Raw genomic sequence first — 14,496 nt, 5'->3', positions numbered from 1 at the left:
CGGGCTAGCGCCCCTCGACCTGCCGGCTCAGTTCAGGCGTCCACTCGATGTGATAGCGCTCAAGCAGCCGGCGGTATTCGCCGCTGGCGACCAGGGCGCACAGGCCGCGGTCGAACTGGTCGCGCAACGCGGCCAACTGGCGGCCCTTGGCGAAGGCGATGTAACTGGGTACGCTGTCGATCGCCTGCGGCAGCTTGACGATATGGCCGGCCAGCTCGGCGCCAAGCAGCTTGTCGAGCGTGTAGCTGGCGGTGTACACGTTGCTGGGTATCAGATCGACACGCCCCAGTGTCAGCTTGCGGAAGTTCTGCTCCAGCGTGGGCACCTCGCGTATCGCCAGTTGCGGGCGCGCCGCCTCGAAGCGGGCGCCGTAGTTCACGCTGAGCACCGTGCCCACCCGCAGTCCGGCCAGCGCGGCAAAGTCGCCGTCGAAGCGCGCGCTGTTGTCGTCCCTGGCGTAGAAGTAAATAATCTGCGGTATCAGCGATTCGCGGCTGAAGTCGAGGAACTGTTCACGCTCCGGCGACTGGAAGATCGTGAAGATGCAATCACGCTCGCCCTGCCGCATCAACGCCAGCGCCCTGCCCCAGGGCAGGATTTCGACGCTGACGGTATGGCCCAGGCTCGCCATCACTGTCGTGACGATGTCGACCGCCAGGCCGTGCACCGGACGGCCGGCGTCCTGCTGGATCAACGGGGGATAGTTGAGCGATACGCAGCGGTAGGCCCCGGCGTGGGCAAAGCCGCAGGCGAAGAGCAGCACTGCTGCCAACCGGGACTTACCGAGCACGAAGCCCCCCGCTTGCCGTCCGCAGATCCTTCACCTGGGACTCGCCAACCGTGCCGGCCTGCCCGCCCCAGGCCACACGCAGGAAGTTGCTCAAGCCGGCGATTTCCTTGTCGCTCAACTGGTTCGCGAAACCAGGCATCGCCTGCATGCTTTCCTTCTTACCAAAGCGTTGCGCCTCGATGCCGTCCAGCGTGACGGCGATCAGATTGCGCGGATCGGCGCTGCGCACCGTGGTGTTGCCCTTCATCGCCACCGCGGCATGCGGCTTGCCGCCGCCGTCGACGCCATGGCATCCGGCGCAGACAGCGATATAGGTACGGCGGCCGGCATCGATGGACGCATCCGCGCCAGCCGGTGCAGGCTTCAAGGGTTGTGGAGGCAAGGGCTTGTCGCCCAGCAGATAGGTGGTCATCGCCCACATGTCGCCCGGCGTCAGATGCTGGGTGCTCAGGTGGACCACGGCGAACATCTCGCCGTACGCCGAGCCTTGCGGCGCAACGCCGGTGCCCAGGAACGACGACAGGTCGGCGGCCGTCCAACCCGAGGCGGACAAGCCGGCCGGCGAGATATCCGGCGCGGCGATGCGCGCCATCGCACTGCCGGCCAAAGGCTTGGCGCCATCCATTTGCCCCAGCGCGCCGCGCGGCGTATGGCATTCCGCGCAATGTCCCATGGTGTTGACCAGGTAGCGGCCGCGCAGATAGGCCGGCGACTGGCCGGCCGAGGCGTCGGGCAGCTTGTCCTTCAAGAACAGCATATTCCAGAAGCGCATACCGAAGCGCATGTTGTACGGGAACTTGAGATCGGCCGCCTTGCTGGCCACCGCCGCCGGCTTGATCTGCATGAGGTAGGCGAAGATGGCGTCGCTGTCGGCGCGGCTCATCGAACGGTAGGAGGTGTAGGGCATGGCCGGATACAGATGCCGGTCCGGCGCCACGCCGTCACGCAAGGCCGCATAGAATTCGTCGGCGCTCCATTTGCCGATGCCGTGTTCCTTGTCCGGTGTGATGTTGGTGCCGTAAAAAGTCCCGAAGTCCGATTTCAATTCCACGCCGCCGGCAAACGGCGCGCCGGTGGCCGAGGTATGGCAGGCGGCGCAATCGGCCGCCTTGACCAGATAGCGCCCGCGGTTGACAGCATCGTTGCCGGCGGCGGCCGATTGCGTCGCCACTGCCAGCGCTGCGGCGAGAAGGGCAAGATGGCGGCTCATCATTTCACCTCCTTCACCAGTCCGGGCGTATTCAACACCACATCCTTGACCGCCTCGAAGTAGCGCACATAACCGGTACACCGGCAGATATGGGCGTTCAGGCTTTCCGTGATCGTCTCGTCGATCTGGTCCCGGCTGACGGGCGCCCGCTTCAGGCGCTCCAGCAGCACCGTGGCCGCGTTCACGAAGCCCGGCGTGCAGTAGCCGCACTGGAAGCTGAAATGTTCGAGGAACTTCTGCTGCACCGGCGACAGCGCCACCACCTCGCCCTTGTCGTTCAACTTGGCGTGCCCCTCCACCGTGCGCACTTTTTTACCGTCGAAGAAATGCGCGCCGGTGATGCAGGAGCGGACTTCCTCGCTGGTGCCGTCGGCTTTATCCAGTATCACCACGCAGGCATGGCACACGCCCTGTCCGCAGCCCAGGCGGGAGCCGGTCAGGTCCAGGTACTCGTGCAGGAAGTCGATCATCATCACGCCTTCCGGCACCTGCACGGGGCCGGCCTGCTTGCCGTTGATGGTCAGCGTGATGGGTTTGGTCGCGATGCTCATGCCAGCACCTCCTGGATATGTTCCGGCGTGACCGGCAAGTCGGTGAAGCGGTGGCCGATGGCGTGCGCGATGCCGTTGACGATGGCGCCTACCACCGGAATCATCACCACCTCGGCGATGCCCTTGGGTGGATCGGTCTCCGTCAGCGGCGGCAGGATATCCGCCGTCTGCTTCCACACCGCGACATCGCGCGCGCGCGGCAGCTGATAGCGGTTGAAGTTCCAGCTGCCGTTGCCTGGGCCATCCTCGTACAAGGGCAGGTACTCGTGCAGCGCGTGGCCTATGCCCATCGCCAGCCCGCCCTGCAACTGGCTGGACACCAGCTGCGGCGACAGCATGTTCCCGCACTCCATGATGGAATGATGGCTGAGCAGCTCGACCTTGCCGCTGGCCTCGTGAACCGACAACTCGACCAGCGTGCCCACCGCGCTGTAGTAGGTGACGGTGGCGTTATTGCGCTGCACCGGCGGAATGAACACGCGCTTGCGGTTCAGCACATGGTAGCCGCCGGAAGAAGTCATGCTGGCCTTCCTGCCCTGGTCCGCGCCGTCGCCATAGCGCAGCGACAGGCCGTCTATCGGCAACCGCACGCCGGCGCCGTTGACGTCGAACTCTGCCTCGCTCCACTGCCAGCGGTTGAACACATGCACCGTGGCGCCAGTCACCAGTCCCAGCTCGTGCGCCTTGCGCGCCAGCTGCTCGCAGGACAGCGCCTGCAAGCCGCCGGCGGACAGCTTGCCGTCGACCCAGCGCGCATCCTCCACCCGTATCACCAGCGACGCCGCCTGGCCGCCCGCATAGCCCTCGCTCCAGATGGCCATCGCGGCCGGCCACAGGCCGTGCATGAAGACCACGCGCGCCGCTTCGCGCGTGCTGTGCGTGAAGTAGTAGGCGGAATTGGTGGCGCTGGCGGGAGAACTGTAGGTCGGCGACCAGCGCGGATTGGCCGACAGCTTGTCCTGGTCGGCCTGGCTCATGATGTAGGGATCGCCGCTGCTGACCACCGGCAGGTCATCCCATTCGGTGACGGCGGTGCGCACCACGCCGGCCGGCTTGCCCAGCCACTTGGCGCAAGCCACCGCCTGCGAGGTCGACATGCCGGTGCCGATCTCGGTCCCGCTGTGCGACAGCTCGATCGCGCCATCGGCATTGATCTGCACCTTGGCGAAGGAACTCTCGGCGCCGGTGCCGAAGTCCTTCTGCACGCAGGCGAATCCCACGCCATAGCGGTGGCCTGGATGCGCCGCCTCGAACGCGCGCTTGGCGCCGGCGCGTCCGGCCCACAGCGGATGCACCTTGGCCTTTTGCAGCACCTCGTCGACCCGCACCGCACCGGCCGGGATCGCGCCCTGGGTATTTTTCATCCCCGAGCGCAGCGCGTTCTTCAACCTGAAATCGATGGCGTCCAGGCCCAGCTTCTCCGCGAATTCATCCATCATCATTTCGGTTGCGGCCATGCTCTGCAAGGTGCCGTAGCCGCGCGCCGAACCGGCGTCGATGGCGCGCGTGGCGATGGCGACGGCGGCGAAATCGTTCTTCGGAAAATAGTAGATCGATTGTGCCGCCGTCGCCGCCACCATCGCCACCGACGGCGAGAAGTTACAGCGTCCGCCGCCATTGGCTTCGAAATAGCCCTGGAACGATTGCAGCATCGCGCTCTTGCGGTCGACCGCGATGCGGTACTTCATCTTGAATGCATGGCGCTTGATCGACGACTGGAACTGCTCGTAGCGGTCATTGGCCAGCCGTACCGGATTGCCGTTTGCGTAGAGCGCCACCATCAGGCCATAGAATGGAAAATTGTAGTGATCCTTGGAGCCGTAGCCCACCGTGTAGCACGGATGCAGGAACAGCTTCTTGAGCGGGAACTTGCTCTTCTTGAGCATTTCGATCGCGCTATCGATGACCTCTTGCGGCGACTGCGTCGGCACCACCATGTGCAGCGTTTGCTCGGCGGCGTCGTACCAGCAATTGGCGTTGTCCGGCTCCATTGCCGCCGTGTCCACCGACTGTGTGTTGTAGTCGCGCTCCAGCACCAGCCAGTCGGGCGGAGGGCTATCCAGTTCGCCCTTGATCTGGTTGGCGTAGTACATGCCCTGCTCGCCCAGCTTGCCGTGCTCTATGCCGTCCGGCCAGACTGGCTGCTGCTTGCGCATCGCGCTGGGGAACACCGGCGCGTTCTTCAGGCTGGAAAAAACGTCCATATCGGCCGACGTGGCGCCGCCCACGCGCACGAAGCGGAAGGTGCCCCACGGATCGCGCTCCATCGGCGGCGCAGCGGCTCCATAGCGCACCACGCCCTCCTTGAACTGCAGCGCATCCTTGGCCGCGCGGAAGCGGGCGAAGTCGTTGAAGATCAGGACCGCCACCGCGTGCCCCAGGTAGGCCGCCTGCTTCCCGGCCGGCAGCAGCATGTCGGCGCCGTAGAAGCCGGGGAAGGCGACGCCGTCGCGCACCAGGTCTTCCGCCGTCACGATGCGGTCCGGTTTCAGGTCCGCGCCCAGCAGCGACAGGTCGATACCGTCAAACAGTACGTCGGTGCGGGTGGCGCGCAGCATCAGGGCGTGGGCTTGTTGTTGCGGCCAGTGCGGCATGTCGCGAGCGCGGATGTCGCGGGCGAATACCTTGGCGCCGGTTACTTTGGACAGGCCGTCGATACGAAACCTGGCCAATCCGGCCTTGCCGTCCCAGGCGACCGGAGTGAGGATTTTTTCCTCGAACAGTGCGGCGAACGCCTTGCCGCACAGGGGCGCGATGTAGACAGAAACACCAGCGACCACGCTGGCCTTCAAAAAACCGCGGCGTGAAATGTCCCCATTCATCTTGTTACCTCTCAGAGAGTCAGGTCAAGGCGATTGCTCTTTTCGCGTTCCCTAGTGGACCAGAGAGCGCGGGACGAGTCAACATCTTTCAAGTTGGCGGCGAGGGCGGCAACGGTGGCGCATTGGGAATTAAAACAAAGATAAAATTATTCTTCTTTTAACTACGGAGATACCCACTCATGCGCATGTTCAGATACCCCTTAATACTGGGCGCGTTTTGCGCCATGTCGGACGCGGCCCACGCGGAAAGTCTGCTACAGGACTTTCAGGGGCTGACCGCGACCACTTTCCCCGCGACCTACCAGCTGCTCAGTTCCAGCCCAGGCAATATGAGCTTCGTGAGCGATCCGAACGCCAAATCGTCCAAAGGCTATGTACAGCTCACGCTGACGGACAATGGCCTCGGCAAAGCGCAGCAGACGGTGATTGGCCCTCTGGTCGACGGCTTTCCGGCGGACGCTCCCCACTGGTATGGCTTCAGCGTTTATCTGCCAAAGAATTGGGACTTCAGCGCCCCCACGCCGGTCAAGATCGCCGAAGTCGCATCGAGCGACAATGCGCTACCGTCGCCACTGTCGCTGATCGTCAGCGGCTCCGATCTACAGGTGGTGATGAGTGCGAACCATCGGGACCCCGCCAGTTCCGACAAGCCGACCGCCGCCAATTCGCAATTGCGCACCTTCACGCTGATGCCGGCGGTGGCCGGTCAGTGGCACTGCGTGGTCGTCAAGGCTACCTGGAGCGGCAGGGTACGACAGGGCGATATGCAAATCTGGACCAACAACCAGGCGGAGCCCGCGTACCAGGCCCTGCGCACGCACAACAGCTATCAAGGCGTCACCCACCTGCCGCGTGTCGGTCTGAGTGTGCCGGGCGCGCTTGGCCCCACTCAGCGCAAGATAGTGACGGACGCCGTGATCCTTGGGGGAAGCCAGGTCTATCTAGGACTGATACAGCAATACATGCCCTGCAACCCCAACATCAAATAAGGAGCCCCACATGCACATTCCACGACTGATGTTATCCATGCTGATACTCGGCGCCGGTGGCGCCGCGCAGGCGCAGATTGCCACTGGCCTCGGCGGAAAAATCGACACGGACATGCCAGCACCCCCACAATACGTCAAGACCGATGCTCCCAACGCCATCGCCTACAACTCGAATCCAGGCAACACGCGTTATATCGACAGCGTGTATGCGCTCAACTCAGCCAACAGCACCATCACCTGGACCGACCAGTTCGACGGTGCGGCGCAGGCCGGACACAAGGTATTCAAAGCACAGGTATTCAAGCCTGCGGAACCCATCGACGAAAACGGAAAGTCCGTGGTCGCGCGGGGAGAGGTGTCGCCGCGATGGGACTACACGCCGACAGGCGTGCGCTGGTACGCCATCAGCGTCTACATTCCGCACGGCTGGGCATTCAACAACGCCGAGATGCTGATCGGGCAGCTGCATACGAGCCAGAAGGTCGCGATCGTGTCGCCGCCAGTCGGTCTGGCCATCCAGGGCAATTATCTGAAGCTGGCCTTGCAGGCCAGCGAACTGACGGTCCCGAACCTGGACAAAACCACTTCGTCCAGCCAATCCATACGGCTGGCGGCCATCGACGCGGACGAAGCCAGGAACAAGTGGTACTGCTTCGTCATGCGCGCGGACTGGTCGCCCACGCCAGGCCTTGGCTCCTTCACCTTATGGATGAACGGGAAGTTGATGTATCAGGCCCAGAATGCGTTCAATTCCTACGTGACGGATCTGGGCAACTATGCCAAGACCGGGCTGTACGTGCCCGGGACGAGCGCCATGCCGGATAGTCAGACTGTCTATACCGATTACGTTTATCTGGCGGGACCGGCCACTACGAATCCAGCGGACCTGATCGCAATGACGCCATGCCGCAACTGACCTGGCGTCAGGACGCCTGAAGGCGTCGCAATCCGGCCAGCACGTCGGCGATCACCGGCGCCCAACCGCCGCCCTCGGGCTGGCGGAACAGGCGCATGGATGGGTACCACGGTGTATCGCCGCGATCCGCCATCCAGCGCCAGTCGCAGCGATAATCGGGCAGCAGCAGCCAGCACGGTTTGCCCATGGCGCCGGCCAGATGGGCCACCGCCGTATCGACGCTGATCACCAGATCGAGACTGGCGATGACGGCAGCGGTGTCGGCGAAGTCGCTCAGCTGCGGACCGGCCGCGCACAGCAGCATGGCGTTGGGTGGGTCCATCGCCTCGCTCTCGCCCGGACCTTTTTGCAGACTGACGAAATGCGCAGCCACGGCGGCCAACGGCGACAGCGTTTGCAGCGATGGCAGCGAACGATCCGCGTCGTTCTCGAAATGCGGATTGCCCTTCCACGCCAGGCCGACGCGCAAGCCCTGCGACGGCAACCGGCCGGCCCAATGACGCACCAGCTCCGGCTCGGCGGAGAGGTAGGGAATCGAAGCTGCCGCGCCGGCGTCGGCGCCCAGCAGCAAGGGCAGGCGCATCGGATGCGTCCAGTAATCCCAGCCATCGGCGGGTATCGCGTCGTCTGGCGCGTAGACCACGTCGACGCCTTCCAGCGTGGCGAACAGCCGCTTCAAGGCCGCATGGCAGATCACGGCGACGCGCAGCGCGCCGCGCTTCTTCAGTTGCGCGGCATAGCGGCAGAAGTGGATCATGTCGCCCTGCCCCGCCTCCAGCGTGACCACGATCGACTTGCCGTGCAGCGGCTCGCCGTTCCAGCGTGGGCAAGCGAAGGTATGCGCGAACGCGTCGAACTGCCAGCGGGCCTCCAGCAACGGCCAGCCTTCGTCAAACCGCCCTTGCCGCAGCAGCACGTAGGCCAGATTGAAGCGCGCCCGCGCATGTTCCGGGTCCAGCGCCAGCGCATGGCGATAGCACTGCTCCGCTTCCTGCTCGCGCTTCACGCATGCGAGCAGCACGCCCAGTTGGCTCCACGCGGACGGCGACTCGGGCGCCAGTTCCAGCGCCGCGCGCGTGGCCGCCTCCGATTCGTCGAAGCGCTTCATCTTCAGCAGCACCACGCCGAGGTTCTGGTACAGTTGCGCGTGGTCCGGCATCAGCGCGAGCGCCAGGCGATAATGGAACTCCGCCTCCGCGTAAGCCCCCTGCTGTTCTTTCAGATAACCGAGATTGGCGCGCTCCGCACCGTGCATGGACTCCAGCATCTACAACCCTGCGATGAGTGTCAGTAGTTCCGTCTCCGGCAGCGGCTTGCTGAACAAATAGCCCTGGTAGCTCTGGCAGCCTTCGGCTATCACGAAGTTAAGCTGTTCCAGCGTCTCCACGCCTTCGGCCACCACCGACATGTTCAGCGCCCTGCCCAGCGCGACGATGATGCGGACGATGGCTGCACCGCTGTCTTCCTTGACCGCGGCCCAGATGAAGGAGCGGTCTATCTTCAACTGGTCCAGCGGCAGCCGGTGCAGATACGACAGCGATGAATAACCGGTACCGAAATCGTCCAGCGCGAAGGTAATGCCCGCGGCCCGCAGCCGCTGCATCTTTTCCACCGTTCCTTCGACATCCTTTAGCAGCAGGCTCTCCGTCATTTCAAGCCGCAGTTTGTCGGCCCGGGCGCCTGTTGCGGCCAGCACTTCAAGGACTTGTTCCACGAAGTCGGGACGATGGAACTGCTGGGCGCTGACGTTGACCGCCATGGTCAGCTTCGCGGTGCGCTTGTCGTTGGCCCACAGCGCCAGCTGGCGGCAGGCCTCGTGCATCACCCACCGTCCCAGCGGCAGGATCAGGTTCGAATCCTCCGCCACCGGTATGAACTCGGCGGGCGACACCAGCCCGCGCTGCGGATGCTTCCAGCGCACCAGCGCCTCCGTGCCCGCCATGGTTCCGTCCATGTTCACCAGCGGCTGATAGTAGAGAACGAATTCGTCGTTGACCAGCGCGCGGCGCATGTCCGTCTCCAACGCGGCGCGCGCGCTGACGCGCGCCTGCATCGCCGGATCGAAGAAGGAGACATTGTTGCGGCCCGCCGCCTTGGCCTGGTACATGGCCAGATCCGCGCGTTTCAACACCTCGTCCACGGTGCCGCAGGAACCGTTGAACAGCGTGACGCCTATGCTCGGCGTGCTGTACTGGTCCACGCCTTCGATGACAAACGGCGCGCTGAAGGCATGGATGATCTTGGCGGCGGTCTCCTGCGCCGCCTTGGCGACGACATCCTCGGTCGCCCCCAGGTCCTCCAGCAGCACGATGAACTCATCGCCGCCGAAACGCGCCACCGTATCGCAGCTGCGCACCGACGCGTTCAAACGGTCGCCGACCATCTGCAGCAGGATGTCGCCCTTGTCGTGGCCACGCGTGTCGTTGATGGTCTTGAAGTTATCCAGGTCGATGAACAGCATGGCGCCCCACCGACCCTGCGACAGCGCCTCCCCGGCGCGGTCCAGCAGCAGCTGGCGATTCGGCAGGCCGGTCAGCTTGTCGTAGAAAGCCATGTTGTGGATCTGGGCCTCGATGGCCTTGCGCTCGCTGATGTCGCGGAAGTAGATCGTCACGCCTTCCGCCGACGGATAGGCGCGGATCTCGGTCCACAGCTTGAGCGGCGCGTAATGCTCTTCAAAAGCGACTGCGCTGTTGGTTTCCACCGCCTGGTGATAGGCGCGGTAGTAGGGACCGTCCACCGCTTCGGGGAACACCGCCCATACATTCTTGCCCACTACCTCGGAACGCTGTACCTGCAACAGCCGTTCGGCGTTACCGTTCATGTAGCGGATTTTCCAGCTGTGATCCAGCATCAGGACCGCATCGGAGATGCTTTCCAGCGTGGCGGTCAGGCAGGCCGTTTCCAGCGCGGCTGCGAGCGATAGGGGTGGTTCTTGCATGTTGAAAGCCGGGGAAGCCTGATCCAGTGTGTGGGTTGATAGCCTGCCACAAGTGAGTATGCTCCCCGGCCGGGTGACGGTCAAACAATACGCGCACGCTCCAGCATCGCGTGCAACAGCACGTTACAACCCGCCTCCAGGTGTTCGGACTTGGCGTCCTCGATTTCATTGTGGCTGATGCCATCCTTGCAGGGAACGAAGATCATGCCCGCCGGCGCAAGCCGGGCGGCGTAGATCGCATCGTGGCCGGCGCCGGACACCACGTCCATCGTCGAATATCCCAGCTTGGCGGTGGCGTTGCGCACGGCGTCCACGCATTCAGGATGGAAGGGGCATGGCGGATAGTAGGACACGCGTTCGATCGAGATCTTCAAGCCGGTTTCGCTGCGGGTCTTGTCGATAAAGGCCAGCATCTCTTCGTGCATGGTGTTGAGCAGCTCATCGTTCACGTTGCGCAGGTCGATGCTGAACTTGACCTCCCCCGGTATCACGTTGCGGCTGTTGGGGAACACCTGCACCATGCCCACCGTGCCGCGGCCGTACGGCGGATAACGGTTGGCGATGGCGACCACCTCCTGCATGATCTTGGTCGACACCTGCAGCGCATCCTTGCGCAGGCCCATGGGCGTCGGCCCCGCGTGGGCTTCCATGCCGCTGACCACGCAGTCGTACCACGAGAGCCCCATCACGGCCGGCACCACGCCGATCACCTTGTCGGCGTCTTCAAGCACCGGGCCCTGCTCGATGTGCGTTTCAAAATAAGCACCGATAGGATGATCGCCCGGCACCTGGTCGCCCTTGTAGCCGATGCGCGCCAGTTCTTCGCCGACGGTCTTGCCCTCGGTGTCCTTGGCGGCGTAGGCCGTCTCCAGGCTGAAGGCGCCGCAGAAAACGCCGGAGCCCATCATCACCGGCACGAAGCGCGATCCTTCTTCGTTGGTCCAGAAGGCGACTTCAATCGGCGCCTCGGTCTTGATCTTCAAATCGTTCAGCGTGCGCACGACTTCCAGGCCGGCCAGCACGCCGTAGTTACCGTCGAATTTTCCGCCGGTGGGCTGGGTGTCGATATGGCTGCCGGTCATCACGGGCGGTAGCGCGTTGTTGGTGCCGTCGCGACGCATGAAGACATTGCCGATCTGGTCGACCGTCACCGACATTCCAGCGTCCCTGCCCCAGCCGACCACCAGGTCGCGGCCCTGCTTGTCCAGGTCCGTCAGGGCCAGGCGCTTGACGCCGCCCTTGGCGGTGGCGCCGATTTTGGCCAGTTCCATCAGCGCCGCCCACAGGCGGTCGCCGTTAATGCGCATGTCGCTCATTGCAGTACTCCTCTTGAATTAACGCGCCGACGTCGGCTTGAACGATGGACGGTCGATATGGCGGCCCGCGCCCTCCACCGCCATCAGCACGCCGCGATGGAACACGACGTTGCCGGCGGCGAGCGTGGTGCTCGGGATGCCCCGCACGGTGCGGCCCTCGAATACATTGAAGCCGCCCTTGGCAAACTGCGTCAGCGACGAAATGGTGCGGCTGCCTTCCGGATCCCAGACCACGATGTCGGCATCGGCGCCGACGGCGATCACGCCCTTGCGCGGATAGATATTGAAAATCTGCGCGGCATTGGTCGACGTGACCTTGACGAATTCGGATGGCGTCAGCATGCCGCTGTTGACGCCTGCGTCCCAGATCACCGACATGCGGTCTTCCACCCCGCCGCAGCCGTTCGGGATCTTGGTGAAGTCGTCCTTGCCGGCTGCCTTCTGCTCGGCGCAGAAGGTGCAGTGGTCGGTCGCGGTGGTGTGCAGGTTGCCGCCTTGCAGACCATGCCACAACGCGGCCTGGTGGTGCTTGCTGCGGAATGGAGGACTCATCACGTGGCCCGCCGCGAATTCCAGGTCGTCGCTCTGGTACACGCTTTCGTCGATGACCAGGTGGCCGGCCAGCGCTTCGCCATAAACGCGCTGTCCGTTGGCGCGCGCGCGGGTGATGGCGTCCAGCGACTCGGCACAGGAGACGTGCACGATGTACACCGGCGTGTTGAGCACATTGGCGATCGCGATGGCGCGGTTGGCCGCCTCCGCCTCCACTGCCGGTGGGCGCGACAGCGGATGCGCGCTCGGCCCGGTCATGCCCTTCTTCAGCAGGTCCTGCTGCAGCTGATAAACCAGCTCGCCGTTCTCCGCGTGCACGGTCGGAATCGCGCCCAGCTCCAGCGAGCGGCGGAAGCTTTTCACCAGCGTCTCGTCGTCGGCCATGATGGCGTTCTTGTACGCCATGAAGTGCTTGAAGCTGTTCACGCCATGGTCGCGCACCAGGATGCCCATGTCGCGATGCACCGTCTCGTCCCACCAGGTGATCGCCACGTGGAAGGAGTAGTCGCCGGCAGCCTTCTGCGCCCAGCCGCGCCACTGGTGGTAGGCCTCGATCAGGTTCTGCTTCGGCGCCGGGATGACAAAGTCGATGATGGTGGTGGTGCCGCCGGCCAGGCCTGCCGCCGTGCCGGTGTAGAAGTCGTCCTGCGTGACGGTGCCCATGAAGGGCAGGTTCATATGCGTATGCGGATCTATCCCGCCCGGTATCACATACTGGCCGCTGGCGTCGATAACCTTGGCCGATGCCGGCGCATCCAGGTTGTCGCCGACGGCGACGATCTTGTCGCCATAGCACAGCACATCGGCGCGGAAAGCGCGGTCGGCGTTGACGACGGTGCCGCCGCGAAGAATAGTTGTCATGGATGTCTCCTGAATCTTCTTTTAGGGGTGGGCGGCACGCACTGCGGGTACCGCTTTGCCCTTCATCATAACCCCATACACCAGCGCGGAAATAGCGATTCCGACAAACCATGCATAGGTGTAGATCGTTTTAAATCCGGCCGCCACATCGGGGAAGGAAGCCGGGAAAGCGGCGTTGAGGAAGCCGGGGATATTCGGCAGCACGCCGATCACAAACGCCACCAGCGCCGCCATGTTCCAGCCATTGCCATACGAGTACTGGCCGTCTTCGCGATACAGCTCGCCGACATTCAGCTCGGTCTTGCGGATCAGGTAGTAGTCGACGATCAGGATGCCGGCGATGGGACCCAGCAGCGCCGAGTAGCCGATCAGCCAGGTGAAGATATAGCCTTGCGTGGACTCCAGTATCTTCCACGGCATCATCAGGATCGCGATGCCGGCGGTGATGTAGCCGCCCACCTTGTAAGAGATCTGCTTCGGCGCCAGCGACGAGAAGTCGTAGGCCGGGCCGACCAGGTTGGCGGCCAGGTTGACGGACACGGTGTCGATCAGCAGGATCAGCAACGCGATCAGCACGGCGGCGCCGGTCATGCGGCTGGACAGGTCGACCGGATCCCAGATCGCCTTGCCGTACAAGACCACCGTGGCCGAGGTGACGATCACCGCCATCATCGCCAGCAGGCCCATAGGCACAGGCAGGCCGACCGACTGGCCCAGCACCTGGTCGCGCTGCGATTTGGCGAAACGGGTGAAGTCGGGAATGTTCAACGCCAGCGTGGCCCAGAAGCCGACCATCGCCGTCAGCGATGGCCAGAACACGGACCAGAACTGGCCGGCCTTCTTGCCGCCGGCGACAAACTGCGAAGGCGCCGACAGCAGGTCGCCAAAGCCGCCGGCCTTGTTGTAGACCCAGCCGAGCAGCACGAAGCAGATCAGGATTTTCAGCGGCGCGGTGTAGGTCTCCAGCTTGCGGATCGCATCCATGCCGTGCACGATGTACCAGAACTGGATGCCCCAGAAGGCCAGGAAGCACAACAGCTGCCCGCCGTTGATGCCCAGGCCCGCGATCTTGTCGCCGCCGATATCGCCGCCCAGCATCACGCCGAGCAGCGTGTAGATCATCTGCCCGCCGAACCAGGTCTGGATGCCGTACCAGCCGCAGGCGACGACGGCGCGCATCAGCGCGGGCAGGCGCGCGCCGGCGGTGCCGAACGAGGAGCGCGCTAGCACCGCATACGGAATGCCGTACTTGGTGCCGGCGTGGCCGATCAACAGCATCGGCAGCAGAACGATAGCGTTCGCGAGGAACACCGTCAGCACGGCCTGGTACCCAGACATGCCGCCTTCAATCAGGCTGGCGGACAGCGTGTAGGCCGGTATGCACATCACCATGCCGACCCACAGCGCGGCGAAGTGATACCAGCGCCAGGTACGTTGCGCCGCCGATGTCGGGGCTAGGTCTTCGTTCCAGAGTTGCGTGCTGCCAGAGAGTTCTTTGCTCACGGGGCTTTCTCCAAAGGTTGATGTTCCTTCTATCGCTGCAAGTTC

General features: G+C 63.9%; 11 protein-coding genes. 2 read left to right on the top strand and 9 right to left on the bottom strand.

The window, feature by feature from the left end; all coding sequences use genetic code 11:
* Positions 1-4 precede the first annotated feature (4 nt).
* The 4 genes from DUGA2_RS03865 to DUGA2_RS03850 are packed head-to-tail and all read right to left on the bottom strand — an operon-like array spanning position 5 to position 5,373.
* A complete protein-coding gene (locus tag DUGA2_RS03865; protein ID WP_168167756.1) occupies positions 5-790 on the bottom strand; it encodes an ABC transporter substrate-binding protein in 786 nt (261 codons plus the stop codon).
* Positions 780-2,003 carry a cytochrome c gene (locus DUGA2_RS03860; RefSeq protein WP_070267287.1) on the bottom strand — a complete coding sequence of 408 codons (1,224 nt, stop codon included), beginning with the start codon at positions 2,001-2,003 and terminating at the stop codon, positions 780-782. The genes DUGA2_RS03865 and DUGA2_RS03860 overlap by 11 nt, the downstream gene beginning before the upstream one ends.
* A complete protein-coding gene (locus tag DUGA2_RS03855) occupies positions 2,000-2,551 on the bottom strand; it encodes a (2Fe-2S)-binding protein (RefSeq protein WP_070267286.1) in 552 nt (183 codons plus the stop codon). The genes DUGA2_RS03860 and DUGA2_RS03855 overlap by 4 nt, the downstream gene beginning before the upstream one ends.
* Positions 2,548-5,373, bottom strand: coding sequence for a xanthine dehydrogenase family protein molybdopterin-binding subunit (locus DUGA2_RS03850; protein ID WP_070267285.1), 2,826 nt, complete (start codon positions 5,371-5,373; stop codon positions 2,548-2,550). Before DUGA2_RS03850 ends, DUGA2_RS03855 begins: the two co-directional genes overlap by 4 nt.
* Before the next feature lie 179 nt (positions 5,374-5,552).
* Between DUGA2_RS03850 and DUGA2_RS03845 the strand changes: the two genes are divergently transcribed.
* Together DUGA2_RS03845 and DUGA2_RS03840 are read left to right on the top strand one after the other, a co-directional pair.
* Entirely contained in the window at positions 5,553-6,362 is an 810-nt protein-coding gene (locus DUGA2_RS03845; protein WP_070267284.1) for a heparin lyase I family protein, read from the top strand.
* Between the two features lie 10 nt (positions 6,363-6,372).
* Positions 6,373-7,278: a polysaccharide lyase gene (locus DUGA2_RS03840; RefSeq protein WP_083296196.1), complete on the top strand. Its 906-nt coding sequence runs from the start codon at positions 6,373-6,375 to the stop codon at positions 7,276-7,278.
* A gap of 7 nt (positions 7,279-7,285) precedes the next feature.
* On the opposite strand, the gene DUGA2_RS03835 is transcribed toward DUGA2_RS03840, so the two are convergent.
* The 5 genes from DUGA2_RS03835 to DUGA2_RS03815 all read right to left on the bottom strand — a co-directional run bounded on the left by DUGA2_RS03835 (position 7,286) and on the right by DUGA2_RS03815 (position 14,451).
* The gene (locus DUGA2_RS03835) at positions 7,286-8,545 is read right to left on the bottom strand and encodes a tetratricopeptide repeat protein (RefSeq protein ID WP_070267282.1); all 1,260 of its coding nucleotides are present in this window, start codon (positions 8,543-8,545) and stop codon (positions 7,286-7,288) included.
* Positions 8,546-10,219, bottom strand: a complete 1,674-nt coding sequence (locus DUGA2_RS03830) for a bifunctional diguanylate cyclase/phosphodiesterase (protein ID WP_070267281.1) — start codon at positions 10,217-10,219, stop codon at positions 8,546-8,548.
* 80 nt (positions 10,220-10,299) lie between these two features.
* Positions 10,300-11,535 (bottom strand): Zn-dependent hydrolase, encoded by a 1,236-nt coding sequence (locus tag DUGA2_RS03825; protein ID WP_070267280.1) that lies wholly within the window; start codon positions 11,533-11,535, stop codon positions 10,300-10,302.
* 18 nt (positions 11,536-11,553) lie between these two features.
* On the bottom strand, positions 11,554-12,948 hold the full coding sequence (hydA, locus tag DUGA2_RS03820; RefSeq protein WP_070267279.1) for a dihydropyrimidinase: 1,395 nt from the start codon (positions 12,946-12,948) through the stop codon (positions 11,554-11,556).
* 21 nt (positions 12,949-12,969) lie between these two features.
* Positions 12,970-14,451, bottom strand: a complete 1,482-nt coding sequence (locus DUGA2_RS03815) for an NCS1 family nucleobase:cation symporter-1 (RefSeq protein WP_070267278.1) — start codon at positions 14,449-14,451, stop codon at positions 12,970-12,972.
* Between the last annotated feature and the right edge of the window lie 45 nt (positions 14,452-14,496).

Origin of the sequence: Duganella sp. HH101, assembly GCF_001758795.1 — a bacterium.
Taxonomy (GTDB): Bacteria; Pseudomonadota; Gammaproteobacteria; order Burkholderiales; family Burkholderiaceae_D; genus Rugamonas; species Rugamonas rivuli.
The sequence above is the reverse complement of the archived record's forward strand: the minus strand, read 5'-3'. Positions and strand labels throughout refer to the sequence as shown.

Excerpts from the sequence above, each read along its gene's own strand:
- DUGA2_RS03860 (WP_070267287.1), bottom strand. The coding sequence starts at position 2,003 with ATGATGAGCCGCCATCTTGCCCTTCTCGCCGCAGCGCTGGCAGTGGCG.
- DUGA2_RS03855 (WP_070267286.1), bottom strand. The coding sequence starts at position 2,551 with ATGAGCATCGCGACCAAACCCATCACGCTGACCATCAACGGCAAGCAG.
- DUGA2_RS03850 (WP_070267285.1), bottom strand. The coding sequence starts at position 5,373 with ATGAATGGGGACATTTCACGCCGCGGTTTTTTGAAGGCCAGCGTGGTC.
- DUGA2_RS03845 (WP_070267284.1), top strand. The coding sequence starts at position 5,553 with ATGCGCATGTTCAGATACCCCTTAATACTGGGCGCGTTTTGCGCCATG.
- DUGA2_RS03840 (WP_083296196.1), top strand. The coding sequence starts at position 6,373 with ATGCACATTCCACGACTGATGTTATCCATGCTGATACTCGGCGCCGGT.
- DUGA2_RS03835 (WP_070267282.1), bottom strand. The coding sequence starts at position 8,545 with ATGCTGGAGTCCATGCACGGTGCGGAGCGCGCCAATCTCGGTTATCTG.
- DUGA2_RS03830 (WP_070267281.1), bottom strand. The coding sequence starts at position 10,219 with ATGCAAGAACCACCCCTATCGCTCGCAGCCGCGCTGGAAACGGCCTGC.
- DUGA2_RS03825 (WP_070267280.1), bottom strand. The coding sequence starts at position 11,535 with ATGAGCGACATGCGCATTAACGGCGACCGCCTGTGGGCGGCGCTGATG.
- hydA (WP_070267279.1), bottom strand. The coding sequence starts at position 12,948 with ATGACAACTATTCTTCGCGGCGGCACCGTCGTCAACGCCGACCGCGCT.